This window comes from Arthrobacter oryzae (genome assembly GCF_031454875.1).
GTDB classification, from domain to species: domain Bacteria; phylum Actinomycetota; class Actinomycetes; order Actinomycetales; family Micrococcaceae; genus Arthrobacter; species Arthrobacter oryzae_D.
Genome location: NZ_JAVDRQ010000015.1, coordinates 79,944 through 105,890 on the forward strand (window position 1 = coordinate 79,944; position 25,947 = coordinate 105,890).

Annotated in this window: 22 protein-coding genes and 1 pseudogene; 14 read left to right on the plus strand and 9 right to left on the minus strand. The window is 64.4% G+C overall.

Going from position 1 to position 25,947, the window contains the following annotated elements; genetic code table 11:
* Nucleotides 1–71 precede the first annotated feature (71 nt).
* The 4 genes from J2805_RS21725 (at nt 72) to dnaE (ending at nt 5,986) form a co-directional block, all read left to right on the plus strand.
* Entirely contained in the window at nt 72–773 is a 702-nt protein-coding gene (locus J2805_RS21725) for a DivIVA domain-containing protein (RefSeq protein WP_309980020.1), read from the plus strand.
* 133 nt (nt 774–906) lie between these two features.
* Complete coding sequence (gene lspA, locus J2805_RS21730) at nt 907–1,473, plus strand: signal peptidase II (RefSeq protein ID WP_309980022.1); 567 nt, start codon at nt 907–909, stop codon at nt 1,471–1,473.
* The gene (locus tag J2805_RS21735; protein ID WP_309980024.1) at nt 1,466–2,392 is read left to right on the plus strand and encodes an RluA family pseudouridine synthase; all 927 of its coding nucleotides are present in this window, start codon (nt 1,466–1,468) and stop codon (nt 2,390–2,392) included. Before lspA ends, J2805_RS21735 begins: the two co-directional genes overlap by 8 nt.
* A 36-nt stretch (nt 2,393–2,428) precedes the next feature.
* Nucleotides 2,429–5,986, plus strand: coding sequence for a DNA polymerase III subunit alpha (gene dnaE / locus J2805_RS21740; protein ID WP_309980026.1), 3,558 nt, complete (start codon nt 2,429–2,431; stop codon nt 5,984–5,986).
* A gap of 78 nt (nt 5,987–6,064) precedes the next feature.
* Here the strand turns inward: dnaE and J2805_RS21745 are convergent, their stop codons facing one another.
* Nucleotides 6,065–6,523: a flavin reductase family protein gene (locus J2805_RS21745; RefSeq protein WP_396134457.1), complete on the minus strand. Its 459-nt coding sequence runs from the start codon at nt 6,521–6,523 to the stop codon at nt 6,065–6,067.
* Between the two features lie 181 nt (nt 6,524–6,704).
* On the opposite strand from J2805_RS21745, the gene J2805_RS21750 reads away from it, so the two are divergent.
* From J2805_RS21750 to nrdR, 3 genes are all read left to right on the plus strand, one after another.
* Nucleotides 6,705–7,349 carry a hypothetical protein gene (locus J2805_RS21750; RefSeq protein ID WP_309980030.1) on the plus strand — a complete coding sequence of 215 codons (645 nt, stop codon included), beginning with the start codon at nt 6,705–6,707 and terminating at the stop codon, nt 7,347–7,349.
* Nucleotides 7,350–7,445: 96 nt separating this feature from the next.
* A complete protein-coding gene (hisD, locus tag J2805_RS21755) occupies nt 7,446–8,822 on the plus strand; it encodes a histidinol dehydrogenase (protein ID WP_309980032.1) in 1,377 nt (458 codons plus the stop codon).
* 152 nt (nt 8,823–8,974) lie between these two features.
* On the plus strand, nt 8,975–9,472 hold the full coding sequence (gene nrdR, locus J2805_RS21760) for a transcriptional regulator NrdR (protein WP_309980034.1): 498 nt from the start codon (nt 8,975–8,977) through the stop codon (nt 9,470–9,472).
* A gap of 69 nt (nt 9,473–9,541) precedes the next feature.
* Here the strand turns inward: nrdR and J2805_RS21765 are convergent, their stop codons facing one another.
* The 3 genes from J2805_RS21765 to map all read right to left on the minus strand — a co-directional run bounded on the left by J2805_RS21765 (nt 9,542) and on the right by map (nt 12,069).
* Nucleotides 9,542–10,300 (minus strand): SDR family oxidoreductase, encoded by a 759-nt coding sequence (locus tag J2805_RS21765; RefSeq protein WP_309980036.1) that lies wholly within the window; start codon nt 10,298–10,300, stop codon nt 9,542–9,544.
* Nucleotides 10,301–10,315: 15 nt separating this feature from the next.
* Nucleotides 10,316–11,119 (minus strand): polyphosphate--glucose phosphotransferase, encoded by an 804-nt coding sequence (gene ppgK, locus J2805_RS21770; RefSeq protein WP_309980038.1) that lies wholly within the window; start codon nt 11,117–11,119, stop codon nt 10,316–10,318.
* Between the two features lie 71 nt (nt 11,120–11,190).
* A complete protein-coding gene (map, locus tag J2805_RS21775; RefSeq protein WP_309980040.1) occupies nt 11,191–12,069 on the minus strand; it encodes a type I methionyl aminopeptidase in 879 nt (292 codons plus the stop codon).
* 125 nt (nt 12,070–12,194) lie between these two features.
* Here map and J2805_RS21780 point away from each other — a divergent pair, with 125 nt between their 5' ends.
* On the plus strand, nt 12,195–12,359 hold the full coding sequence (locus J2805_RS21780) for an SPOR domain-containing protein (protein WP_146072382.1): 165 nt from the start codon (nt 12,195–12,197) through the stop codon (nt 12,357–12,359).
* Between the two features lie 85 nt (nt 12,360–12,444).
* Here J2805_RS21780 and panB read toward each other — a convergent pair whose 3' ends face one another.
* Nucleotides 12,445–13,350: a 3-methyl-2-oxobutanoate hydroxymethyltransferase gene (panB, locus tag J2805_RS21785; protein WP_309980044.1), complete on the minus strand. Its 906-nt coding sequence runs from the start codon at nt 13,348–13,350 to the stop codon at nt 12,445–12,447.
* 278 nt (nt 13,351–13,628) lie between these two features.
* On the opposite strand from panB, the gene glnA (J2805_RS21790) reads away from it, so the two are divergent.
* The 5 genes from glnA (J2805_RS21790) to J2805_RS21810 all read left to right on the plus strand — a co-directional run bounded on the left by glnA (J2805_RS21790) (nt 13,629) and on the right by J2805_RS21810 (nt 21,396).
* Nucleotides 13,629–14,969: a type I glutamate--ammonia ligase gene (gene glnA, locus J2805_RS21790; RefSeq protein WP_104175506.1), complete on the plus strand. Its 1,341-nt coding sequence runs from the start codon at nt 13,629–13,631 to the stop codon at nt 14,967–14,969.
* Nucleotides 14,970–14,978: 9 nt separating this feature from the next.
* Entirely contained in the window at nt 14,979–17,990 is a 3,012-nt protein-coding gene (locus J2805_RS21795; RefSeq protein ID WP_309980047.1) for a bifunctional [glutamine synthetase] adenylyltransferase/[glutamine synthetase]-adenylyl-L-tyrosine phosphorylase, read from the plus strand.
* 82 nt (nt 17,991–18,072) lie between these two features.
* Nucleotides 18,073–18,492, plus strand: a complete 420-nt coding sequence (locus J2805_RS21800) for a VOC family protein (RefSeq protein WP_309980049.1) — start codon at nt 18,073–18,075, stop codon at nt 18,490–18,492.
* A gap of 101 nt (nt 18,493–18,593) precedes the next feature.
* Nucleotides 18,594–19,109 (plus strand): GNAT family N-acetyltransferase, encoded by a 516-nt coding sequence (locus tag J2805_RS21805; protein WP_309980051.1) that lies wholly within the window; start codon nt 18,594–18,596, stop codon nt 19,107–19,109.
* A 442-nt stretch (nt 19,110–19,551) separates the two neighbouring features.
* Entirely contained in the window at nt 19,552–21,396 is a 1,845-nt protein-coding gene (locus J2805_RS21810) for an S-layer homology domain-containing protein (RefSeq protein WP_309980053.1), read from the plus strand.
* A gap of 594 nt (nt 21,397–21,990) precedes the next feature.
* Here J2805_RS21810 and glnA (J2805_RS21815) read toward each other — a convergent pair.
* Entirely contained in the window at nt 21,991–23,415 is a 1,425-nt protein-coding gene (gene glnA / locus J2805_RS21815; RefSeq protein ID WP_011691460.1) for a type I glutamate--ammonia ligase, read from the minus strand.
* Nucleotides 23,416–23,737: 322 nt separating this feature from the next.
* Between glnA (J2805_RS21815) and J2805_RS21820 the strand changes: the two genes are divergently transcribed.
* Nucleotides 23,738–24,175, plus strand: a complete 438-nt coding sequence (locus tag J2805_RS21820; protein ID WP_309980057.1) for an RDD family protein — start codon at nt 23,738–23,740, stop codon at nt 24,173–24,175.
* Nucleotides 24,176–24,244: 69 nt separating this feature from the next.
* Here the strand turns inward: J2805_RS21820 and J2805_RS21825 are convergent, their stop codons facing one another.
* The 3 genes and pseudogenes from J2805_RS21825 to J2805_RS21835 form a co-directional block, all read right to left on the minus strand.
* Complete coding sequence (locus tag J2805_RS21825) at nt 24,245–24,607, minus strand: DUF3817 domain-containing protein (RefSeq protein WP_396134455.1); 363 nt, start codon at nt 24,605–24,607, stop codon at nt 24,245–24,247.
* Nucleotides 24,608–24,751: 144 nt separating this feature from the next.
* Nucleotides 24,752–25,516 (minus strand): DUF4191 domain-containing protein, encoded by a 765-nt coding sequence (locus J2805_RS21830; RefSeq protein WP_309980059.1) that lies wholly within the window; start codon nt 25,514–25,516, stop codon nt 24,752–24,754.
* An 89-nt stretch (nt 25,517–25,605) separates the two neighbouring features.
* Nucleotides 25,606–25,947, minus strand: a pseudogene (locus tag J2805_RS21835) (lipoyl synthase); the annotation flags it as partial.

Below are 25,947 nucleotides of genomic sequence, written 5' to 3' on the forward strand. Positions count from 1 at the left end.
GACCATATTTAGGTACCGTAGTTTTGACGGCCGGAAGGCCTACTGACTAACTAGACCAACGAGGTGACCAGATGGCTTTGACGCCAGAAGACGTTGTCAACAAGCGCTTTCAGCCGACCAAGTTCCGCGAAGGCTACGACCAGGACGAAGTTGACGACTTCCTGGACGAAATCGTCGTCGAACTGCGCCGCCTGAACCAGGAGAACGACGAGCTTCGCAAGAAGCTTGCCGAGGGTGGCTCCGGCACGCCTGCCAGCTCCGCGGTAGCGGCGCCGGTAGTGGAAAAGGTCCCCGCACCGGTCAAGGCCGAAAAGGACGACTCCCGGGCCAAGGCCGAAGCCGAAGCCAAGGCCGCCGCTGAGGCCAAGAAGAAGGCTTCCGAGCCGGCAACCGCGGTTGCGGCAGTTCCCGCCCCGGCTACTCCGGCCGTGGCCAACCCGACTGCCGAGTCGGCTGCCGGCCTCCTCGCCATGGCACAGCAGATGCACGACAAGCACGTGGCTGACGGCCAGCAGCAGAAGGATAAGATCATCGCCGAGGCGCAGATCGAAGCCAGCAGCCTGGTCAACGACGCGCAGGAGAAGTCCCGCAAGATCCTCGGTGCCCTGGAACAGCAGCGGTCCGTCCTGGAGCGCAAGGTGGAGCAGCTTCGCGGCTTCGAGCGCGACTACCGCTCACGCCTGAAGGCATACATCGAAGGCCAGCTCCGCGACCTGGATGCCCGCGGCTCCGTGGCAGCCCCTGAGGTTGGCGACGGCAGCCCCGCCGTTTAGCAAGTATTCTGAAAGCCGGTGGCTGAGGACTCCTCGGCCGCCGGCTTTTGCCATTAACCGCCGCCGGTGCAATCACCGGCCGGCCTGAGCACCTTCCCTCCGGTTCCCGGACCGGCTCCTGAATGAAAGCTTTATGACAGACGAAACAGCACCTGCCGCAGCGCAGCCGACACCGACGCAAGCCCGGCCGCGAAAGGCGGTCCTGCTGACGCTCTTCGCCGGCTTCGCTGTTTTCGCCTACGTCTTCGATCAGCTCACCAAACTGTGGGTCACCAGCACCATGGTGGAGGGCGAGCGGATACCGGTGCTGCCGCCGCTGCTGCACTGGTACTACATCCGGAACTCGGGTGCCGCGTTTTCCATCGGCGAGAACGTAACTTGGGTGTTCACGATCATCATGGCCGGCGTTTCGATTGCCATTCTCTTCCAGTTGCGAAAACTCGGCTCTGCCTGGTGGGCCCTTGCCCTTGGCCTGCTCCTTGGCGGCGCGCTGGGAAACCTCACGGACCGGCTGTTCCGCGAACCGTCGTTCGCCATGGGCCATGTGGTGGACTTCATCCAGCTGCCCAATTTTGCGATCTTCAATATCGCCGATTCGGCTGTCGTTTCTTCAGTCGTGATCATCTGCCTCCTGACGCTCCGGGGCATTACCCTGGACGGTTCACGGCTCCAGAAGCCGACGGAGGACCACAATGCCTGAGCGGCTCACCGTTCCTGAAGACCTGGCCGGGACACGCGTCGATGCGGGGCTGGCCAGGCTGATGGGCATCTCGCGATCACAGGCGGCAACACTGATCGCCGAAGGCAACGTCAGCTCCGGGGGCAAAGCCGTGGGCAAGTCCTTGAAGCTCGCCCCCGGCACCGTGCTGGATGTCGTTGTTCCCGAACGGCGGGACCCCCTGGAAGTCGTGGAGGAAGTTGTGGAAGGCCTTAAGGTACTGCTGGACGACGAAGACTTCGTGGTCATCGATAAGCCAGTGGGTGTGGCCGCGCATCCGTCCCCGGGCTGGGTGGGACCCACAGTTGTGGGCGGCCTCGCCGGTCTTGGTTACCGGATTTCGACGTCGGGCGCCCCCGAACGTGCCGGCATTGTCCACCGCCTCGACGTCGGCACGTCCGGGGTCATGGTGGTGGCCAAGTCCGAACGTGCGTATACGGCGCTCAAGCGGGCCTTCAAGGACCGCACGGTGGACAAGGTGTACCACGCAGTGGTCCAGGGCCTCCCGGACCCCCTCGCGGGCACCATCGATGCGCCCATCGGCCGCCACCCGGGTCATGATTGGCGTTTCGCCGTCCTCGAGGATGGCCGCGACTCCGTGACCCACTACGAAGTCCTGGAAGCCTTCGGCAAGGCCTCCCTCGTGGAGGTGCACCTGGAAACGGGCCGGACGCACCAGATCCGCGTTCACTTCTCCGCCCTGCGCCACCCCTGCGCCGGAGATCTGACGTACGGGGCGGACCCGCGCCTGGCCGCCACGCTGGGCCTGACCCGGCAGTGGCTGCATGCCAGGCAGCTGGGCTTCGACAGTCCCCGGACCGGGGAACGGGTGACCGTGACCAGCGAATACCCGCAGGACCTGGCCTACGCACTGGAGATTCTTTCCTCCGGGCAGGCCTGAGCCTGAACTGTCGCCGGTCGGCACTAGAATGGTCCGGTGACTTCCAGCAACGACTCGTTTGTCCATCTCCACAACCACACCGAGTACTCGATGCTGGACGGCGCCGCCCGGCTTGGGGAGCTCTTCGATGAAACCGAGCGGCTGGGCATGCCCGCCCTGGCCACCACTGACCACGGCTACCTCTTCGGCGCATTCGATTTCTGGAAGAGGGCCACGGACAAGGGCATCAGGCCGATCATCGGTGTCGAAGCCTATGTGACTCCCGGAACCGCCCGCGGTGACAAGAGCCGCGTCCGATGGGGCGAGGAAAGCCAGCGCAAGGACGACGTCTCCGGCGGTGGTTCCTACACGCACATGACGCTGCTGAGCTATAACAACGTGGGCATGCGGAACCTGTTCCGTGCCTCTTCGATCGCTTCGTTGGACTCGGTCTTCGGCAAATGGCCCCGGCTGGACCGGGAGCTGCTGAACACCTACTCGGAAGGTCTCATCGCCACCACCGGCTGCCCGTCCGGTGAGGTCCAGACCCGGCTGCGGCTCGGCCAGTACCGCGAGGCGCTGGAGGCCGCTGCAGAATTCCGGGACATCTTCGGCGCGGAAAACTATTTCTGCGAGCTCATGGACCATGGCCTGGACATTGAGCGGCGGGTCACGGGCGATCTGCTGCGCCTGGCCAAGGAGCTCAACCTGCCGCTGGTGGCCACCAACGACCTGCACTACACCCATGAGCACGACGCGAAGGCGCACGAGGCCCTGCTGGCCATCCAGTCGGGTTCCACGCTCCTGGAGCCCACCTACGACAACGGCGGTTCGCGCTTTGCCTTCTCCGGCAGCGGCTACTACCTGAAGTCACCGCAGGAAATGCGCGAACTTTTCCGCGACCACCCGGAGGCGTGCGACAACACCCTGCTGATCGCCGAGCGCTGCGAGGTTTCGTTCAACACCGGTGCCAACTACATGCCCCGGTTCCCCTGCCCGGAGGGGGAGGACGAAACATCCTGGCTGGTCAAGGAAGTCGACAAGGGACTCCACTACCGCTACCCCCAGGGCATCCCTGACAAGGTCCGCAAGCAGGCCGACTATGAGCTGGAAGTCATCACCTCCATGGGCTTCCCGGGCTACTTCCTGGTGGTTGCCGACTTCATCAACTGGGCCAAGAACAACGGCATCCGGGTAGGCCCCGGACGTGGCTCCGGTGCAGGCTCCATGGTGGCGTACGCCATGCGAATCACCGACCTTGATCCGCTGCACCACGGCCTGATCTTCGAGCGCTTCCTGAACCCGGACCGCGTCTCCATGCCTGACTTCGACGTCGACTTCGATGACCGGCGCCGCTCCGAAGTGATCGACTACGTGACCCGGAAGTACGGCGACGAACGCGTCGCCATGATCGTCACCTACGGCACCATCAAGACCAAGCAGGCCCTCAAGGACTCCTCGCGCGTGCTGGGCTACCCGTTCAGCATGGGTGAGACGCTGACCAAGGCACTGCCCCCGGCGGTCATGGCCAAGGACATTCCGCTGGCCGACATTCAGAACAAGGACGCCAAGCGGTACAGCGAAGCCGGTGACTTCCGCCAACTGATCAGCACCGATCCGGAGGCCGCCAAGGTTTTCGAAACGGCCTTGGGCATCGAGGGCCTGAAGCGGCAATGGGGCGTGCACGCCGCCGGTGTCATCATGTCCTCGGACCCCATCATCGACGTGATTCCGATCATGCGCCGCTTCCAGGACGGCCAGGTCATCACCCAGTTCGACTATCCGACGTCCGAAGGCCTCGGCCTGATCAAGATGGACTTCCTCGGCCTTCGAAACCTGACGATCATTTCGGATGCCCTGGAAAACATCAAAATGAACCGCGGCGTCGACCTGGACCTCGAAACGCTGGCCCTGGACGACACGGCATCCTATGAGCTCCTGGCCAGGGGAGACACGCTGGGGGTGTTCCAGCTCGACGGCGGACCCATGCGCTCCCTCCTCAAGCTCATGAAGCCTGACAACTTCGAAGACATCTCCGCAGTGCTCGCCCTGTACCGGCCCGGTCCCATGGGCGCCAACGCGCATACGGACTACGCGCTCCGCAAGAACAAGATCCAGGAAGTCATCCCGATCCACCCGGAGCTCGAGGAGCCGCTCTCCGAGATCCTCGGCGGGACCTACGGCCTGATCGTGTACCAGGAGCAGGTCATGGCCGTGGCCCAGAAGCTCGCCGGCTATACCCTCGGCCAGGCGGACATCCTCCGCCGCGCCATGGGCAAGAAGAAGAAGTCCGAGCTGGACAAGCAGTTCGCCGGGTTCTCGCAGGGTATGCAGGACAACGGCTACTCCATGGCCGCCGTCAAGACCCTTTGGGACATCCTGCTGCCGTTCTCGGACTACGCCTTCAACAAGGCGCACTCGGCCGCCTACGGGGTGATCTCCTACTGGACGGCGTACCTGAAGGCACACTATGCACCGGAGTACATGGCGGCCCTGCTGACCTCGGTGGGCGACGACAAGGACAAGTCGGCCATCTACCTCAACGAGTGCCGGCGCATGGGCATCACGGTGCTGCCGCCCGACGTCAATGAGTCAGCCCTCAACTTCACCCCTGTCGGCAACGACATCCGCTTCGGTATGGGCGCCATCCGCAACGTCGGTGTGAACGCCGTCGAAGCCATGGTGGCGGCGCGCGAAAAAGAAGGCGCCTACACATCCTTCAAGGACTACCTCATGAAGGTCCCCGCGGTGGTCTGCAACAAGCGCACGATTGAATCCCTGATCAAAGCAGGCGCGTTCGACTCCCTGAACCACCACCGGCGGGCCCTGGCCATGATCCACGAAGAAGCCATCGACTCCGTGATCACGCTCAAGCGGAACGAGGCGATCGGCCAGTTCGACCTCTTTGCCGGCTTCGAAGAAGCCGAATCCGAGGCGTCCCTGAGCATCGAGATTCCCGACCTTCCCGAGTGGGAGAAGAAGGACAAACTCTCCTTCGAACGCGACATGCTCGGGCTCTATGTTTCCGACCATCCCCTGCAGGGACTCGAAGGGCTCCTGAGCCAGCATGCCGACCAGTCCATCACCTCGATCATTGCGGAGGACGGCCCGCACGACGGCGCCATCATCACCATTGCGGGCATGATCACCTCACTGAGCCGACGGATCGCCAAAGCCAGCGGCAACGCCTACGCCCGGGCGGAGATCGAAGACCTCGGCGGCTCCATGGAGGTCATGTTCTTCGGCCAGGTGTACGGCCCCATCGCGTCCGTGCTTGCTGAAGACCTGATCGTCGTGGTCAAGGGCCGCCTGCAGCGCCGCGACGACGGCGCGGTCACGCTGAACTGCATGGAACTGTCCGTACCGGACCTCAGCGAGGGACTGAACGGGCCCCTGGTCATCACGATGCAGACGCACAAGGCCACCGAGGCGGTGGTGACGGAGCTCGGTGATGTGCTGCGGACGCACCGCGGCAATTCGGAGGTCAGGCTGCACCTGCAGGGCGATACCCGGGTGGAAGTCATGGGCCTGCCGGTGCACCTGAGGGTCAACCCCAGCCCGTCACTTTTTGGCGACCTGAAGGTGCTGCTGGGCCCGACCTGCCTGGACAACTGAGGCGGCCGGCCCCGGGCACAGGGGCCGGCCCGCGGTACTTTTGAGCTGGGCTCATCGGGTGCCCGGCACTGGCAGTGCCTAGATTTCGTAGTCGAGCGGGACGGGCTGGCTGTAGGAGCCCGAGTGGTAGAGCAGCGGCGAGCCGTCCTCGCCCACCTGGCCCTCCACGACCTCCACTACTACAACGGCGTTGTTCTCAAAGGACAGGCGCATCTGGATCTTGCCGATCAGCCATCCGGCTACGTCTTTGAGGATGGGCACGTCGTGCGGTCCGAGCTCCCAGTGGTCGCCCTCGAAGCGGTTCCTGGTGCGGGCAAATCGGTCAGCGAGTTCCTGGTTCTCCAGCCCGAGCATATGGACGCCGATGTGCGTGGTGTTGGCCACTGCCGGCCATGAACTGGAGCTGCGGGCCATGTTGAAAGTGAAGCGCGGCGGCTGCGCGGAAAGCGATGCCACGGAGGTGGCCGTGAATCCGTACGGGACGCCGTTGTAGTTCACCGTGATAATTGCCACGCCGGCCGCATGCCGGCGGAACATCTCCTTGAACGTGCCTTCGAAGGCTGCGTTGTCTGAGGTCACTGTGATCTAACTCCCTGCTGAAAACTGTTCTGGTTGCGTCCTGCATGCCAGCGTATGGGCGCGCCTTGGGGTGGCCGTCACTTGTTTACCCGCCGCGTCATTTCTTTAAGTGCGGTGAACGTTTGTTAATGTTTGTTTCATGACACAGCCATCAGGCAACGGCCCGATTCCGCAGAATCCGAAGTATTCCGGGACTGCCGGCGGCCCACCCGCCTATGGTGAACTTTACCGCGCTGACGGGGATACGGATTCCGCTGGCGGCAGCCATGCCCCCTTCGCCGGCGGGGGATCCGACCCCGGAGACCGAAAAGCGGCTGCGTGGCGACGGCCCGCAATCATCGCTGCGGCCGGTATTCCGGTGGGACTTCTATGGTGGCTGCTGGCACCGGGCGGCCTGAACCTGTTGACCCGCGACCCCGCCCTTGCCACCGGCACGAATGCCGAAGGGTGGCTGCCCCGGGACCTGGTCCTCGGGGGCCTGTTCCTGCTGGCCGGCTGCCTGACAGGATTCCTCCTCAACGGGAGACGGACCGGCGCTCCGGCACCCGGAACCGTGGTTCTCGCTGTCATTGGCGGGGCGCTTGGTGCGGTTATCGCCTGGCAGGCCGGCGTCCTGGCGGGCCAATGGTGGGGACCGGCCGAGGATACTGCCCCGAACGCGAGTATTGCCTTCTCCCTCCGTTCGTTCGCCGTCCTGGCGGTCTGGCCCGCAGCCGTGGCCATCTCAGTGTTTGTGGCCAACCTGCTCAGCCTCCTGGGCAAGCCGCCGGTACAGGACAGCTAGCTAGCCCTCCGCTTAGCGGACTCCTCCTGTCCGGAGCCTCCCCGCCCGTACTTAACACTGAAACAATGCGCTCCCTGCTGCACGTAAAATGGGCGGGTGACCATTTCTCCGGACAGCCCCGCACAGACCACCACGCCGGCCATCACTTTCCGCACCATTGATTTGCGCGGCCAGCGGCTCTCCCTGGCCGGGCTCCGCGCGGCTGTTCCGCGCGCGCGGCACCAGACAATGGCGGACGCCGAACAGAAGGTCTCGGACATCATCTCGGCCGTCCGTTCCCGGGGCTTCGCTGCGCTGAGCGAGCTCGCGAAGACGTTCGACGGCGTCGAGCAGGAACACCCGCGCGTGCCTGCAGCGGCACTGCAAACAGCACTGGAGAATCTGGACCCCGCAGTGCGGGCCGCCCTGGAAGAATCGATCAATCGCGCGCGCAGGTTCGCCGACAGCCAGCGGCCGGCAAACATCGACGTCGAACTGGGCGAAGGCGCCGTCGTCAGCCAGAACTGGGTGCCGGTGGGTCGCGTGGGGCTGTATGTCCCCGGCGGCCTTGCGGTCTACCCGTCTTCAGTCATCATGAACGTTGTCCCCGCTCTGGCCGCCGGTGTTGCATCCATCGCCTTGGCGTCGCCACCCCAGAAGGATTTTGGCGGGCTCCCGCACCCCACCATCCTGGCTGCTGCGGCCCTGCTGGACATCGAGGAGGTGTACGCCATCGGAGGGGCCCAGGCCATCGCAGCCTTCGCCTACGGCGTACCCGCGGATGACCCGGAGGCGGCCCTTGATCCGGTGGATGTGGTCACCGGACCGGGCAACATTTTTGTCGCCACGGCCAAGCGGCTCGTGAAGGGTGTGGTCGGGATCGATTCCGAGGCAGGCACCACGGAAATCGCCATCCTAGCGGACGGCGGAGCCCGCCCGTCCCTGGTTGCGGCCGACCTCATCAGCCAGGCTGAACACGATCCGAAGGCGGCATCGGTCCTCATCACCGATTCCGAGGCCCTCGCCGGGGCCGTCCGCGCGGAGCTCGAACTGCAGGCGGGACTGACCAAGCACTCCGACCGGGTGCGCGAGGCGTTGTCGGGACCGCAGTCGGGCGTGGTGATGGTGGACGACCTGGAACAGGGTATCGCGGCCTGTGATGCCTACGCCGCGGAGCACCTCGAGATCATGACGGCGGATGCCCCGGCAGTCGCGGCCCGCATCCGCAACGCGGGCGCGATCTTCGTAGGGGATTACAGCCCGGTGAGCCTGGGCGACTACTGCGCCGGCTCCAACCACGTGCTGCCCACCAGCGGCACGGCTGCTTTCTCCTCCGGCCTCAACGTCACCACCTTCCTGCGCGCCATTCAGGTGGTCAACTACAGTAAATCCGCTCTCGAAAAGGTCAGCGGACACATCGTCAGCCTCTCCGGCGCAGAGGACCTGCCGGCGCACGGCGAGGCCGTGACGGCGCGGTTCGCTGATGCACCCTAACCACTACATGTGGTAATTACAGGCTTGTTATTCAGCTACATGTAGTCGTAAACTGAGGGTGGAAGAATGTATTCCGGCCGGTTCAATTTCGATGTGTGAAGTTCGATCTGTGAAGTTCGGCCCGTGAAGTTCGGCTCAGGGAAGGAAGCAACGTGTATTGTCCGTTTTGCCGCAACCCTGATTCCCGCGTGGTGGACAGCCGGATGGCCGACGACGGATCCGCCATTCGACGCCGCCGCCAGTGCCCGGAATGCGGCCGCCGGTTCACGACGGTGGAAACCACCAGCCTGTCGGTCATCAAGCGGTCCGGCGTCGGCGAACCGTTCAGCCGGAGCAAGGTGATCAACGGTGTCCGGAAAGCCTGCCAGGGAAGGCCCGTGACCGAAGACGACCTTGCCATGCTGGCGCAGGAGGTCGAAGAAACCATCCGGGCCTCCGGCGCTGCCGAAATTGACGCGCACGAGGTTGGCCTCGCCATTCTCAGCCCGCTCCAGAAACTCGACGAAGTCGCCTACCTCCGCTTTGCGAGTGTGTACCAGGCCTTCGAATCCCTTGAGGACTTCGAGACTGCCATCTCCATCCTTCGCCATGAAGCGGAAGTTGAGGCGAAGGCAGCCAAGGGCCAGAACTCCGAGAAGAGCCCGCTCTAGACTCCGGTGGTGGCAGCGGAGGGGAAGCCGAAGCCACCACCGGCACCAACTCCCGGGAAACGGACTTCGTCAGCGTCCGCCCGAAACGGGGAGCACGGCTCCGGTCACGTAGCCTGCTTCAGCTGACAACAGCCACATCACCGCAGCCGCCACCTCGTCGGGTTCGGCGCCACGGCCCATGGGGATTGTCGGATTCAGCCGCTGCACCCGGTCCGGCATGCCGGCCGCTGCGTGCAGTCCGGTGTTGGTGCTGCCGGGCGCCACGCAGTTGACCCGGATTCCCTGTGACGCAACTTCCGAGGCCAGGCCCACGGTCAGTACATCAACGGCTCCCTTGGACGCGGCGTAATGCGCCCACGTGCCCGGAGACCCCGCCTTCGTGGCGGTGGACGAAATGTTCACGATGGACCCGCCGGGTCCGCCCGTTCCGCTGCCGAGTCTGCGCACGGCTTCCTGGCAGACAAAAATGACGCCGGAGACGTTGACGTCCAGGACTCGGCGGACAGTGTCCGGAGGCACGTCAACGAGGTCGCCGATGAGGTTGCCCGTAATGCCGGCATTGTTGATGACGGCGGTGACCGGGCCCAAGCTGGCGGCCCGGTCAAACATCTGTCCAACCGCGGCGGGATCGCTGACATCCGCCCGGTGCGGGAGCGCAACCCCGCCGTTATCGCGGATATCCTGCACCACGGACGCCGCACCGGCAGCGTCCGAGGAATAGTTCACCAGCACGGCGTACCCGGCCGCCGCCGCGCGCAGGGCTATGGCGGCGCCGATTCCGCGGCTTGCCCCGGTGACAATGGCAACGCCCCTATCGCCGGCAACCACGGAAGCGGCGTCCCCCTACTTGGCCAGTTTGTGCGTCAGTGCAACCTCAATCGCGGCGCCCACAATCCCGGCGTCGTTCTTGAGCTCGGCCGGCACAATCGGGGTGCGAAGCTTCATGTGCGGCAGGTACTCGTCGGCGCGCTTGGAGATGCCGCCGCCCACGATGAACAGTTCGGGGGAGAAGAGGAACTCAACGTGCGAGAAGTAGCGCTGCAGGAGCACGCTGTATTCGGCCCAGCTCAGGCCGTCCCGCTCACGGGCCACCGCGGATGCCTTGCTTTCGGCATCGAAACCGTCAATCTCGAGGTGCCCGAGTTCGGCGTTCGGGACCAGTTTGCCGTTGAAGATGAAGGCGGAGCCAATGCCCGTCCCAAGCGTGATCACGAGCACTGTGCCGGAGACGCCCTCGCCGGCGCCGTAACGGGCTTCGGCCAGGCCGGCGGCATCGGCGTCGTTGATCACTTCAACGGGGCGGCCCAGGCGCTTCGTCAGCAGGGCATCGATGTCCGTGTTGAGCCAGGACTTGTCCACGTTGGCGGCAGAGTGCACCACGCCGTGCTGGATGATGCCCGGGAAGGTCACACCGATCGGGGAATCCACGGCAGGAGCGTCAGGCCGTGCGTTGAGCTCCTCGACAACCGCGGCCACGGTTTCGGCAACGGACTCCGGGGTGGCCGGCTGCGGGGTGGGGACGCGGAAGCGGTCGCCAACGAGCTTGCCCTTCTTGAGGTCGACTATGCCGCCCTTGATTCCGGTGCCGCCGATGTCAATACCGATCAGCGGGGCGTTCTTGGTTGACTTGTCGTCCTTCTTGGCCAATGTGATTCCGTTCGTGGCTGGTGTCGGGCAATGGGCATAACGGTAAAGAAAGCCGGCGGGCGGCCGGGAGATCAGGGCAGCGTAAGGATTTCGGCGCCCGACTCGGTGACGAGCAGGGTGTGCTCGAACTGGGCCGTGCGCTTGCGGTCCCGAGTTACCACGGTCCAGTCGTCAGCCCACATGTCCCACTCGACGGTCCCCAGCGTCAGCATCGGTTCAATGGTGAACACCATGCCTGTTTCAATGACCGTGTTGTACGCGGGAGCGGCGTCGTAGTGCGGAATGATCAGGCCGGTGTGAAACGCTTCGCCAACACCGTGGCCGGTGAAATCCCGGACAACACCGTAGCCGAAACGCTTGGCATAGGACTGGATGGCGCGGCCGATGACGTTGATTTCCCGCCCGGGAGCAACGGCTTTGATGGCGCGGTTGAGCGATTCCCGGGTGCGCTCCACGAGAAGCCGGGACTCCTCGTCGACGTCACCCACCAGGAACGTGAAGTTAGTGTCCCCGTGGACGCCGCCGATGAAGGCGGTGATGTCGATGTTGAGGATGTCGCCGTCCTGGACCACCGTGCTGTCCGGTATGCCGTGGCAGATCACTTCGTTCAGGGAGGAGCAGAGTGATTTGGGAAAGCCCCGGTAGCCGAGGGTTGAAGGATAGGCGTTGTGGTCGAGCAGGAACTCGTGGCCGACCCTGTCGAGCTGGTCCGTCGTTACGCCGGGCCGGATGTGTTTGCCTACCTCCACGATGGCCTGGGCGGCGATCCGGCTTGCGATCCTGATTTTCTCGATGGTCTCGGCGGACTTCACCTCCGAGCCGGTGAACTTCTCCGGACCGGGCTTGCCCACGTACTCGGGGCGGGGAATTGATGCCGGGACCGGCAGTTGCGGGCTGACGGTTCCAGGGACAAGCGTGCCGGTGGGTGCAGTCGAGGCAAGAGAAGGCATAGATTGATCATATAAGGCGGCATGGAAGCCCATGTAACGGAAAGCCGCTTCGGAACCCGATGGAGCTTTACGTTACGTGGATCACTCTCAGCGGGCAGGGAGCCTGCAGAATGCGAGGAGCAGCGATGACCGAGTACTGGTACAACGTCAAAACCCACGAGGTGGAGGAAGACGCCATGTCCGACTGGACCCAGCTGATCGGACCGTACAAGACGCGCGCCGAAGCCGAGCATGCGCTGGAGAAGGTCAAAGCACGCAACGAAGCCTGGGAAAAGGGCGACGAGGACTAGGCTGCGGCCAGCGCCGCCGTCCCCGCTAAGCCCGCCAGCCGGGTCCCTTGTCACCCTCTTCTAACCGGGGAGCGGCTGGAACCGGTTAGAACGAGTGCTCGGGCCCGGGGAACTGGCCAGTCCGGACGTCGTCGCCATAGGCCTTCGCCGCGCTGCTCAGGGACGTGCGCAGATCGGCGTACTGCTTGACGAACTTTGCCATCTTGCCGCCGCGGAGCCCGGCCATGTCCTGCCAGACCAGCACCTGGCCCGTGGTGGTGTTGCCTGCCCCGATACCGACGGTTGGAACGGAGATGGCGGCGTCGACGGCCGCGGCGGTGGCGGCCGGGACCATCTCCATCAGGACGCTGAAAGCGCCGGCGTCAGCAAGAGCCACGGCGTCGTCGATGAGGCGCTGGGCGTCATCTCCGCGGCCCTGGACCCGGTAACCGCCCAGTGAATGCTCGCTCTGGGGCGTGAAGCCGATATGCGCCATGACCGGAATGCCGGCCTGGACCATCGCCCGGACGGTGTCCGCATAGAATCTGCCGCCCTCAATCTTGACGGCGTGCGCAAGGCCTTCCTTGAGGAAACGGACGCCGGTGGCCACTGCCTGCTCGGCTGAAACCTCGTAGCTTCCGAAGGGAAGGTCCGCCACCACCAGGGCCCGCTTGGCCGACCGTGCCACGGCACGGCACAGCGGAAGCAGTTCGTCCACGGTGACCGGGAGGCTTGTTTCGTTGCCGAAGACGTTGTTGGAGGCGGAGTCGCCGACCAGGAGCACCTCGATGCCCGCTTCGTCGAAGATCTCGGCCGTGTACTGCTCGTAAGCAGTGAGCATGGCAAAGTGCTCACCGTTTGCCTTGGCCTGCTGCAGGTGGTGGATCCGGATTCGGGCCACCGGCTTCCGGGCGGTTTCCGGTGTTGTTGCGGTCGGGTGGCCGGGGCCGTTGCCGTACGGAGCAGGTACTTCAGCGGACGTGCTGGAATCGGAACTGTTGCTTGTGGCCATGGCAAGAGCGTAATGCGGTACTGTGCGTCCTAGCTACCGGACGGCCTGCCCCGGCCGGTGAATCGCGTCACAAAACGGCGTCCCGGCAGTGCCTCGAAGGGCGGCGCCCGGGCAATTGCCCGGCGCGCGGCGCGACTGTGCGTGTTAACGCTGTGTTACGCGGACCTCCGGCTCCAGCATTCAGCGCCAATGCTTAGTACAGTGAAACGTGAGCTGCCGCCGGCTCTATGGAATACGGACCCGGGGCATCAAATCGTTGATCCGGAGAAGAGGCCATAATGGACCGCCAGCAAGAGTTTGTCCTGCGGACGATCGAAGAGCGCGACGTGCGGTTCGTGCGTCTTTGGTTCACGGATGTCGTGGGTTCACTCAAGTCTGTTGCGCTGGCCCCGGCCGAAGTCGAAGGCGCCTTCGAAGAGGGCCTGGGCTTCGACGGCTCCGCCATCGAGGGCCTGGCCCGCGTGTTCGAATCGGACATGCTGGCGCAGCCGGATCCCTCGACGTTCCAGATCCTGCCGTGGCGCGGGGAAACGGAACAGACCTCGCGCATGTACTGCGACATTCTGACGCCCGACGGCGAGCCCTCAGCTGCGGACCCGCGCAATGTCCTCAAGCGCACCCTCGCCAAGGCCGCGGACATGGGATTCACCTGCTACACGCATCCCGAAATCGAGTTCTACCTGCTGAAGTCGCAGGAGCCGGGCCCCGACGGTTCACCCATCCCCGTCGACGAGGGCGGCTACTTCGACCACGTCCCGGGCGGTGTTGCGCAGGATTTCCGGCGCACCGCGGTGACGATGCTGGAGTCCGTGGGCATCTCCGTCGAGTTCAGCCACCACGAGGCCGGTCCCGGCCAGAACGAAATCGACCTCCGGTACGCGGACGCCCTGCAGACCGCGGACAACATCATGACGTTCCGCACCGTCATCAAGGAAGTGGCCCTGCAGCAAGGCACGTACGCCACCTTCATGCCCAAACCGTTCACGGCCCACCCGGGCTCCGGCATGCACACGCACTTCTCCCTCTTCGAAGGCGACACCAACGCCTTCTACGAAGCCGGCGCGGAGTTCCAGCTGTCCAAGACCGCCAAGCAGTTCATCGCGGGCATCCTCAAGCACGCGCCCGAATTCACGGCCGTCACCAACCAGTTCGTGAACTCCTACAAGCGGCTCTGGGGCGGCGGCGAAGCACCCAGCTACCTGAGCTGGGGCCACAACAACCGCTCCGCACTGGTACGCGTTCCCCTGTACAAGCCGGGCAAGGGCCAGTCCGCGCGCATCGAGTACCGCGGCATTGACTCCGCTGCCAACCCCTACCTTGCCTACGCCGTACTGCTCGGTGCCGGGCTGAAGGGCATCGAGGAAGGCTACGAGATTCCCGCCGCAGCCGAGGACGACATCTGGTCGCTCAGCTCGGCCGAGCGCCGCGCCATGGGCCACGATCCGCTGCCCGCCAGCCTGCACGACGCGATCAGGGCCATGGAGGATTCCGAGCTCATGCCGCAGATCCTCGGTGAGCAGGTCTTCGAATACTTCCTGCGCAACAAGCGCGCGGAATGGCAGGACTACCGTCTCCAGGTGACGCCCTACGAGCTGCAGCGTAATCTCGGCATCCTCTAGGACGCAGCGGTGAGCCTCGCCCGTCGCCTGATCTCCGCCGGTTTCAGTGACCTGGACAAGGGGGAGCGGTTCCTCGCTGCCCGGGAACTGGAAGGAATCGATCAGGAGGCCCTGTTCGCGGGCTTCCACCTCGCCGCCAGTCCGGATACCGCGCTGCAGTCGCTGGTGCGCCTGATTGAAAAGCATCCCGACCTCCGGAAACTGGCAGCAGCGGACATCGATATCAGCGAGCCGCTGTACCGTGTGCTCGGGGCGTCGGAGGCCTTGGGTGAATTCCTGATCCGCCATCCCGAGCACCTCGACGCCTTCGATGTGGTGGCCAGCCCGGAGCCGGTTCCTGCCGACGCCGGGGAACTCCGCGCCCACCTCCTGCGGTCCGTGCAGGCCGACCCAAAGGCGCGCAGGCCTGTGGCGGGGCTGTCCGGCCCGGATGCCTACGTGGCGCTGCGGACCGCGTACCGGCGCGGTGTGGTGGACCTGGCCGTCAAGGACCTGTGTGCCGCTGATCCCCTGGATTTCATGCCCGCGGCAGGGGCCGAACTGGCGGACCTCGCCGGCGCGGCGATCGAGGCGGCGCTGGCCGTTTCCAGGGCGGAAGCGGCCGAGCAGTTCTCGGCGTCGGACGTCGCCCAGGTGGGCCTTGCCGTCATCGGCATGGGCAAGTGCGGTGCCCGCGAACTTAACTACATTTCCGACGTCGACGTCATCTACGTGATCGAAGCGGACGAACTCGATGATGCCCGCGCCAACACCATCGGGACGGCCCTGGCCACGGGTATTTCCAGGGCCATCATGTCCATCGGCCGGGAACCGGGCCTGTGGGAAGTTGATGCGAACCTGCGCCCTGAAGGCAAGTCCGGGCCGTTGGTGCGGACGCTGGCATCCCATCAGAGCTACTACGCTCGGTGGGCAGAAAGCTGGGAATTCCAGGCACTCCTGAAGGCCCGGACCATCGCGGGTGATGCAGACCTGGGCGCCCGTTACGAGGCGGCCGTGCTGCCCCTGATCTGGGGTTCGGCGAACCGGGAAGGGTTCGTGGAATCGGTGCAGGCCATGCGCCGCCGCGTCACGGACAACATTCCCGCGGATGAGGAACAGCGCCAGATCAAGCTGGGCCGCGGCGGCCTGCGGGACGTCGAATTCACCGTCCAGCTGTTGCAGCTGGTGCACGGAAAAGCCGACGAATCGCTGCGCCAGCGGGACACCACCTCGGCGATTGCCGCGCTCTCCGCCGGCGGCTACATCGGTCGGACGGACGCCGCCGAGTTCGACCACGCCTACCGGTACCTGCGACTCCTGGAGCACAGGATCCAGCTTTTCCAGCTGCGGCGTACGCACCTGATGCCGGTCAGGGAGGAAGCCCTTCGTGCCCTCGCAAAGGCAGTGCTGGGCCCGTTCGCGCGCGAACGGCCGCACCCCGATGCGCTCCTGGCTGCCTGGCAGAAGACAAAGCGGTCCGTTCGAGAACTGCACGAGCGCATCTTCTACCGGCCGCTGCTGAACACCGCCGCCAAGCTGAGCAGCGAAGATGCACGGCTGACGCCGGAGGCTGCCCAAGGGCGACTGGCCGCGTTGGGCTACCTGGATCCGCAGGGGGCCATGCGCCACATCGAGGCGCTTACTGCCGGCGTGAGCCGGCGGGCGGCGCTGCAGCGCCAGCTTCTGCCCATCCTGCTGGGGTGGCTCGCCGACGGCGTGGATCCCGACGCCGGGCTGCTGGGTTTCCGCCGCGTCAGCGAGGCGCTGGGAACAACGCACTGGTACCTGGGGATGCTGCGCGACTCGACGGCCGCCGCCGAGCGGCTGTGCCACGTGCTCTCCAACTCCCGGCTGATCGCGGACCTCCTTGAGGTTTCCCCGGAATCCGTGGCCTGGCTGGGAACCGACAAGGAACTGGCACCGCTGGAATTCGAGGCGCAGTGGCTGGAAATCACCTCGAAAATGTCACGGCACGAAAACCCCGAGAGCGCCATGCGGCTCATCCGGCTGATCCGGCGCCGGGAAATCCTCAGGGTCGCCATTGCGGACAGCGCCGGCCTGCTCGACCAGGACCGGGTGGGGGCTGCCCTCGCAGACACGGACAGGGCAGCCATCCTGGGCGCCCTGCGGGTAGCCGAAGGAATCGTGGCCGCGTCAGGCCCGCTGAAAACACGCGTGCTGGTGGTTGCCATGGGCCGCCAAGGCGGCAGGGAGATCGGCTACGGCTCCGACGCGGACGTGATGTACGTATACCGCGGCCTGCCCGGCGTTCCGGAGGAAGAGGCGCAGAACCAGGCCGCCCAGATCGTCGGCCACATTTCGAACCTGCTGACCCAGCCGCTGAAGCCTGCGATCCGCGCCGAGCGCGTGCTGATGGTGGACGCCGACCTGCGGCCCGAAGGCAAGAGCGGGGCCATGGTGCGGTCCCTGGATTCGTACGCAGAGTATTACCGGCGGTGGTCGCTCGTCTGGGAAGCACAGGCACTCCTGCGGGCACTGCCCATCGCAGGGGACGACGACCTTGCTGCCGACTTCGTGGAGCTGATCGATCCCATCCGGTATCCGGCGGAACTCTCGGAGAAGGATGTCCGGGAAATCCGGCGCGTCAAAGCCAGGGTCGAATCCGAACGGCTACCCCGTGGAGCGGATCCCGCACGGCACCTCAAGCTGGGCCGCGGCGGCTTGAGCGACGTCGAATGGCTCGTCCAGCTGCTGCAGCTGCAGCATGCGGGCAAGCACCCTGAACTGCGGACCACCTCCACCGTCCCGGCGCTGGAAGCCGCAGCCTCCCTGGGCTTCCTGGAGCCTGACGAGGCCGCGCTGCTGCTGCAGGCATGGCGGCTGGCAAGCCGCATCAGGTCGGCCAACGTGATTTGGACCGGCCGCGCCTCAGACCTGCTGCCGTCTTCCCGCCGGGACCTGGAAGCCGTGGCCCGCTGGTGCGGCTACCAGCCGGGCAACGCGGCGGCGCTCGAAGAAGACTACCTGCGGCTCAGCAGGCGGGCCCGTGCGGTTTTCGATCGGGTGTTTTACGGCCAGTAGCCGGGTTCGGTGCGGCTGCGGGGCAGGTTACGGGGGCGTGCCAGGGGCTGACACGCGCCGGAGCCGATGCTAGTTTGAGCGCATGGCCACGCAACTCTTTCTGAATCTTCCCGTCAAAGACCTTGATCGGTCGGTCGAGTTCTTCACCGCGCTCGGCTTTTCCTTCAACCCCGACTTCACCGATGAAAATGCCACCTGCATGATCGTTAACGACGGCGCCTTCGTCATGCTGCTGGTGGAAAGCTACTTCAAGACGTTCATTTCGAAGGGCATTGCGGACACCGGCAGCAATGCCGAGGCCATCGTGGCTTTCTCCGTTGACAGCCGCGAGGCTGTCGACGACACGATGCGCAAAGCCCTGGCCGCTGGAGGCACCCCGTCCCAGGAAGCCCAGGACTACGGCTTTATGTATAACCACAGCTTCCAGGACCCGGACGGCCATCTCTGGGAAGTCTTCTGGATGGACCCTGCCGGCCCGCCCGCTGAGGCTTCGGCGCCGTAAAGCCACCCGTCCCAACCGCCGCCTGCTGAACCAAGGCACGACGCCGGCTGTCACCTTCCCAGGTGACAGCCGGCGTCGTTGTTTCTCGGTAGGCTCAATCCATGTCCGATTCCGTATGGCTCATCGCCCTGAAGAGGCTCGACGACGACGCAAGGTCCGTCAAACTCGGCGAAGTCGCGGAATTGGGCCTCGCTGAGGGACAGCAGGACTTCGCGGGGGATCCGCTGCGCATGATGCTCGTGGCTCTGGAAGAGGACTCACGGTTTCCCTATGTGGTGGACTCCGGCGGAGAAGCCGTCGGTGTGTTCACGCTTCAACGCGGCGCTGCGTCCCTGGCCGGATGGCACGACGACGACTCGGTCTGGCTTTTGCGGGGATTTCTCATCGACCGCAAGCACCAAGGCCGGGGCTTGGGCACCCTGGCCGCTGCGGCCGCCGTCCGTGAAGCGGCAAAACTCACCGAGAGGCTGGGCGGGGGAGAGGCCGGCGTCGTGCTTTCCGTAAACGATCGCAACCCGGCCGGTCAGGCCGTTTACCGTAAGGCGGGATTCGTGGACCGCGGAGAGTACCTCGGCGGCGACGCCGGACCCCAGCGGACGATGTTCCGGGCCTTCTGAGCGCGAGCTTGCTCCCATGTCGGTCAGCCAGCCGCGGCGTCCGGCACCCTCAGCATTTTTGTGCTGTATGGGGTTGCTGTGACTGGAGGGGCCCATGCTATCTTTAGTGCATCCTGAATGCATCTGTGATAATGGGGAACACTGAATGTCATACGCAAGACACGGCGGAGCGGGCTCTTTTCACCACTCGGCCGCGCGCGCAGACATCGACGTTTTCGTAATCTCCTCCGTGACATTCAGCACAGTCGGCACGATCAGCGCCAGGACCGCCGCGACTTTTTCCGGCCTCCGGTTCGCCAATATGCGGGGCGCCGGCGCCTAGCCTCCACGGGTCCGTGAATCCAGCCTGCCCCGGCGCGCTGGCGATGCCGAAACGATTCCGGGATTTCGGCAAGAACACGGACGGCACCGGAAGTGGGAGACCCCCTGCAGGGTTCCGCCCATGTTTTCCAAGCCCTTCATCACGAAAGTCGCCATGCACCTCTTCCAGCGAGCCGCTGCCCTCTTCGCCGCTTTGTTCCTTTCGTCAGCCATGCTGGCGAGCCTCCCGGTTGCACCGGCCCTGGCCGCAACTGCCCCATCTCCCGGGACCGTTCCCATCGAGGAGGTGGAAGGCACTCCGCATGCCGCCCACGCTTCGGAGACCGCAGTTGCCCCACTTCCGAAGGGCCGGGAACTCGGCACCGAGGCCCTGGAACTTCAAGGAGCCGCCGGTCTCTCGCGGACCGGTGACATCAAGGTGGCCCTGGTAACGGTGCAGTTGGCGGACAAGAGCGCGGCGGAAACCAGCGCGATTTCCCTGGATGCGGCTAAGAACGGGATCACGGCTTCGAGCAACTATTGGAAGGCAATGTCCAATAACAGGCTCTCCATGTCTGTGGCCTCTGTACGAACGGGCTTCAAGTCCTCGGCGACCTCCGGCCAGGACTACTACACCATCACCAACACGGTGACCCGTGAACTGGGCTGGGTCAGCAGTCCTTACACCGCTTTGGTGATCTACGTTCCGGTTCCCACCCTTTCCTGGGGCGCCCTGGGCTTCGGGGCCAGCAGTGACGGTACCAGCGGGCGCATTTTGATGCCCCTGCCGAGCAAGTTCACGAACAACGTGGTCGCCCACGAGTTCGGACACGTTCTTGGCCTCATGCACGCCGACAGCCTCCAGTGCGGCAGCGGCATCGCCGACGTCGGCCCGAGCCTGACCGGGGGATTTGCCGACACGTCCTGCAGTATCCGCGAATATGGAGACACCACTGACCTGATGGGTGCCGCGCAGTACAGCCTTCCGGCCATCAGCTCCAGCTTCTGGGACCGCGGGGGATTCGGCCGCGGAGACGAGATCTTCAACGCCGGCTTGGCTTCAGGCGTCAAGAAATACACGCTGAAGGCCTGGGCGGGCAGCGAAGCAAACCGTGCCGTGAAGTTCACCGATCCGAAGAGCAAAGAGGTCTACTACCTGGAGCTGCGCTTGCCCGTCGGCTACGACGCTGCAACCGCCGTCAGCGGCAACCGGGGCGTCAAGATTGTCCAGTCTGGAGGAGCCACCTCAGCAAGTTCGCTGATCCTGATGCCCTCAACCCTCCCTTTCTCCGGTTACTACGCCTCCAACCAGACCTGGCAGGCCGGCCAGACCTTCACCACCTATACGGGTACGAGGGTGACGGTCGACTACGTAACGAGCACCTCAGCAGGCATCACCATCAACGCCTCGCCGTTCATTGACGCATACCAGTCAGCATTCCAGACCCAGATTGACTGGATGTACTACAGCCAACTGTCCACCGGCTGGGCGGACGGCACGTACCGGCCGTTTGCGACGATGTCCCGGGAGGCTATGGCCGCCTTTATGTACCGGCTCGCGGGCAACCCCGAATTCACGCCGCCCGCGGTGTCACCGTTTATCGACGTGCCCACCTCTCACGACTTCTACCGCCCGATTGCGTGGATGAACCGCACCGAACTTTCCACAGGCTGGGCGGACCATACCTACCGGCCGTATGAATCCATCACCCGCGAAGCGATGTCAGCCTTTCTCAACCGGTATGCGGCAAAGCTCTGCCGCATCGCAGACGCCAACATTGCCGGGCCGGCCGTATCGCCATTCGTGGACATGACGCCCGCGAGCGGCTTCTATCGGGAGATCTCCTGGATGAAGCACGCCGAGATTTCCACTGGCTGGGCGGACGGCACCTACCGTCCGGCCGACGCCGTCACGCGTGAGCAGATGGCGGCCTTCATCTACCGGCTCGACGGCTACGTGGCCGCCAATGGCGGGTGCGTGGCCTAACAACCGGCAAAGAAAAGCCCGCCTGTGCTGTCGAAGCAGCACAGGCGGGCTTTATCTGGGGACTAAACGCGGTTTAGGCCGGGTGTCTGACTAGACACGCCATCGGTGTAGCCCTGACCGTCTCGGGCGTTGAGGGCTGGAGTCAGCTCAACGGGCCGTGCGGGGCCTTTCTAATGTCTTGCTGGTGTTCTACGGTGGGTCTATGAGGCTGAACGTGACCTATAAAGGCGGCGAGAAGGACGGAACGTCGGATCTTCGCGAAGCGCCGGAGTTCCCGATTGAACTTCCAGGGGGAAGGTACGTTCTGACCTTCAGGCACGCACTGCGGGACTCGGGGCCAACGGAGGCCTTGGCAGCATGGGTGCCCCATGAGGTGCCAGAGTGAGTAAAGCAAGGGGCGCTTCACGATGCCAGGCCTGCGGGTCAACAGCCAGCCGTGCTCGGGGAGCGGTTGAATGCGCGGACTGCACAGCAGGCCTAGCGGATCCAAGCTAAAAAAGCCGGCCCCAGGTGTTTGAACCTGGGGCCGGCCTTTGCTGTAACTAAATTGCGGGACTGTGTGCGAATTATGCCCGCTTCAGCCGCATGAACTGACTAGACGCCGTAGTAGAGCTCGAACTCGTAGGGGTTCGGGCGCAGCGACAGCGGGCGGATCTCGTTCTCGTACTTGTACTCGATCCAGGTGTCGATCAGGTCCTGGGTGAACACACCGCCGGCCTGGAGGAACTCGTTGTCCTCGGCCAGTGCGTCCAATGCTTCCTCGAGCGTGCCCGGAGCCTTGGGGATGTCCTTTGCTTCCTCGGCCGGGAGCTCGTAGAGGTCCTTGTCGATGGGAGCCGGCGGTTCGATGCGGTTGCGGATGCCGTCAATGCCGGCCATCAGCTGGGCAGCGAATGCCAGGTACGGGTTCGAGGAGGGGTCCGGAGCGCGGAATTCGATGCGCTTGGCCTTCGGGTTGGAACCCGTGATGGGGATGCGGATACCGGCGGAGCGGTTGCCCTGCGAGTAAACCATGTTGACGGGAGCCTCGAAGCCCTTGACCAGGCGGCGGTAGGAGTTAACCGTCGGGTTGGTGAAGGCGAGCACGGCGGAGGAGTGCTTCAGCAGGCCGCCGATGTACCAGCGGGCCATGTCGGACAGGCCTGCGTAACCCTTTTCGTCGTAGAACAGCGGCTCGCCGCCGTTCCAGAGCGACTGGTGGCAGTGCATGCCCGAGCCGTTGTCGCCGAAGACGGGCTTCGGCATGAAGGTGACCGACTTGCCCCAGGCGTCAGCGGTGTTCTTGATGACGTACTTGAACTTCTGCAGGTCATCAGCCGCGTGGGTCAGCGTGGTGAACTTGTAGTTGATCTCGGCCTGGCCGGCGGAACCGACCTCGTGGTGGCTGCGCTCGACCTCAAGGCCGGCCTCGTCCAGAGCGACACACATGGCGTCGCGCAGGTCGGCCTGCTTGTCGGTGGGGGAAACCGGGAAGTAGCCGCCCTTGACGGGGGTCTTGTAGCCCAGGTTTCCGCCTTCTTCTTCGCGACCGGTGTTCCAGTGGGCTTCTTCGGAGTCGATCTTGTAGAAGCTGCCCTGCGGGGAGGACTGGTACTGGACGTTGTCGAACACGAAGAACTCGGCCTCGGGAGCGAAGAATGCGGTGTCCGCAATGCCGGTGGAGGCGAGGTAGGCTTCAGCCTTCTCGGCTACGCCGCGGGGGTCGCGGTGGTAGGGGTCACCGGTGCGGGGGTTCACGATGGAGAAGTTCAGCGCGAGGGTCTTCTCCATGCGGAACGTGTCGAGGAACGCCGTGGTGACGTCCGGGATGAGCTGCATGTCGGACTCGGCGATGCCCTGGAAACCGCGGATGGAGGAACCGTCAAAGAGCTGGCCATTGATGAAGAAGTCTGCATCGACGCTCTTGGCCGGCACATTGAAGTGCTGCTGCACGCCAGGAAGATCGGTGAAGCGGATATCGACGAATTTAATATCTTCGTCCTTGATGAACTTGAGGACTTCGTCCGCAGTCTTAAACATCTATGCTCCTTACGCATAAGTAATAACTGGCTGGAAAGCCATATGGTCCAGCGCAATCCGAAGGCGCGAAAACACAAAAGTGTCCCCGCTCCCAGCTCGCTAGCAACTGTTACCACCCTAGGGACACGGGGTTTCCCGTCCGTGTCCGCTTTGTTTCCGGCAGGTTACATAACCGCCTGATATGTAAACGCTATACGGTGTCCACACTGTGGTCCATCCGCATCCAGAGTGTGAACTTCAACCGAACTGCGCACAGGGCTTCGAACAAACTACTTCTCGGCAGAGTGACCTGTGATCTTCCCGCAGAAGATAGTCTTGATCCGTGGTTGATCGCAAAGACATAGGTTCGTGGCTCAGTGGTCCGGACACTTCCGGCATTTCCAGATACCCCGGGGAGCGGCTCGGCCTGCCCGAGGCGGGACCGGGCTCCATGGCACGCGCGGGGCGCCGGATCCTTGCCATCTGCATCGACTGGGCCCTGGCGCTCCTGATCAGCAATTTCGCCTTTGGCGGCGACCCGTGGGCGACCCTGGCCGTGTTCGCGGTTGAGCAGGTCCTGCTGATCGGAACCCTCGGCTACAGCATCGGCCACCGCCTGGTTGGAATCCACGTTGTGCGCCTGGGCGGCGCTCCGGCGGGGCCCTTGGCAGCACTTGTCCGCGCCGTGCTCCTGTGCCTGGTCATTCCGGCGGTCATCTTTGACCCGGATCACCGGGGCCTGCACGACAAGGCAATGAACACCATTCTCGTCCGGATGTAGCCCCTGCCTGATATGGCCTGGCCCGGATGTAGCCGGGCCCGAGATAGCGGAACTGCAGGCAGGATCCGGTCAGACGCTGGCGCTCTCGCGTTCCCGGTCCGCCGGGTGCCCGCTGGCGGCCGGGGTGAGATATCCGCGCTTGCCCGCCCAGCGTTCGAACAGGACCGTGGCGAACGGAAATACCGCGGAGAGCCCTGCGAAGAACGCCACCAGGAAAGGCCACCGCTGCAGCCGCCACAGGGCCAGCGCCGCCACGCCATAGGCGATGAACAGTGCCCCATGAACCGGGCCGGCAATCTCCACGCCCAACTCCGAGGTCCGGGCTATCCACTTGAAGTACATTCCGGTCAGGAGGGCAGCCCAGCTGAACGCTTCGGCGACGGCGAGTATCCGAAAGAGGCGGACGACGGCAGATTTTGAGGGCAGTTTCACGGTTCTCCGTTTTCGCTCATGGCAATGGCTCGTGGCAATGACCCGTGACAGTGGTCGACGGGTGGTGATGACGGGGTGATGGTCGCAAAGCAAACGCCCCGGTTGCCGGCCGGATGGCCGGACGCCGGGGCGTTGATGGTGCTGTTAGCGGCCGCGTGCTGCTTTGCGGTCCGGCCGGGCTTTGTAGGGATCAATTCCCTTGGGGATGGGGAGACGGTTTCCCAGCGAGGAAATGCGCTTGGATACCGCGCTCACCTCGAGCTTGGTGAGTTCCTTGTCCAGCTTGTTCATCTTCTTGGCGACCTGGCTGATCGGAGTCTGCCCTTCGCCGCGGCCGGTCTCGATCACGTGCACCGTGACGTTGGGCAGGATACGCGCCAGGCGCTTGCGTTCGGCATCGACCAACGGACGGACCCGGTGGGTGGGTCCTTCGGAGACCAGGACGACGCCGGGACGGCCGATGGCGCGGAAAACGGCGTCCTGGGTGCGGGGGTTGACCGCAACCGGCTGGTCTTCAGTGATCCAGCCGCGCTTCAGGGTGCCCAGGGCAGCCCCGGACGCGCCGGGCTGGTTTTCAATCTGGGCAAAGGCCGCACGCTCAGCGCGCCGCGAGAGGATCAGGGTGGCGGCCAGAAGACCCAGCGGGATGCCGATGATCAGGCCCGTGATCCAGTTTTCGAGAAGGTAGCCCACCAGGAAGCTGACCGCGATGACGCCCAGGAACGCCAGCAGCATCATCCAGACGACCATGGGGTCGTGGCGCCGCGTCATCTGGAAGACTTCGTTGATCTGCTTCAGCCTGCTGGGCTTCTTGACCTTGGCTTCCTTCGGCTTGCGAGAGAAGAGGCCACGCTTCGGAGCGTCGGAGGCTGCCGGAGTCGGTTTGCTGGAATCAGGGGAATTCGCCATAGTGCCTTAATTCTACGTGATTTATGCCTGAGGGCCGGACGTCGGAGTGCTCCGGTTCCGGCCCTCAGGCACGTTTGTTATGAAAGGCGTTAGGAGTGCGCCGCGAGCAGGGAGCTTGCTTCCTGGCGGGTGGTGCCGGAGGACTCGATGTGTGCGAGTTCGGCGGGGATTTCCCAGCCCTTCTTCCGCATTGCGGTGGCCCAGAGCCGGCCGGCGCGGTAGGAGGAACGGACCAGCGGACCGGACATGACGCCGAGGAAGCCGATTTCCTCGGCCTCGGTGGCGAGGTCGACGAATTCCTGCGGTTTGACCCAGCGGTCCACCGGAAGGTGCCGCTCGGAGGGGCGCAGGTACTGGGTGATGGTGATCAGGTCGCAGCCGGCGGCGTGCAGGTCCTTCAGTGCCTCGGAGATTTCCTCGCGGGTCTCGCC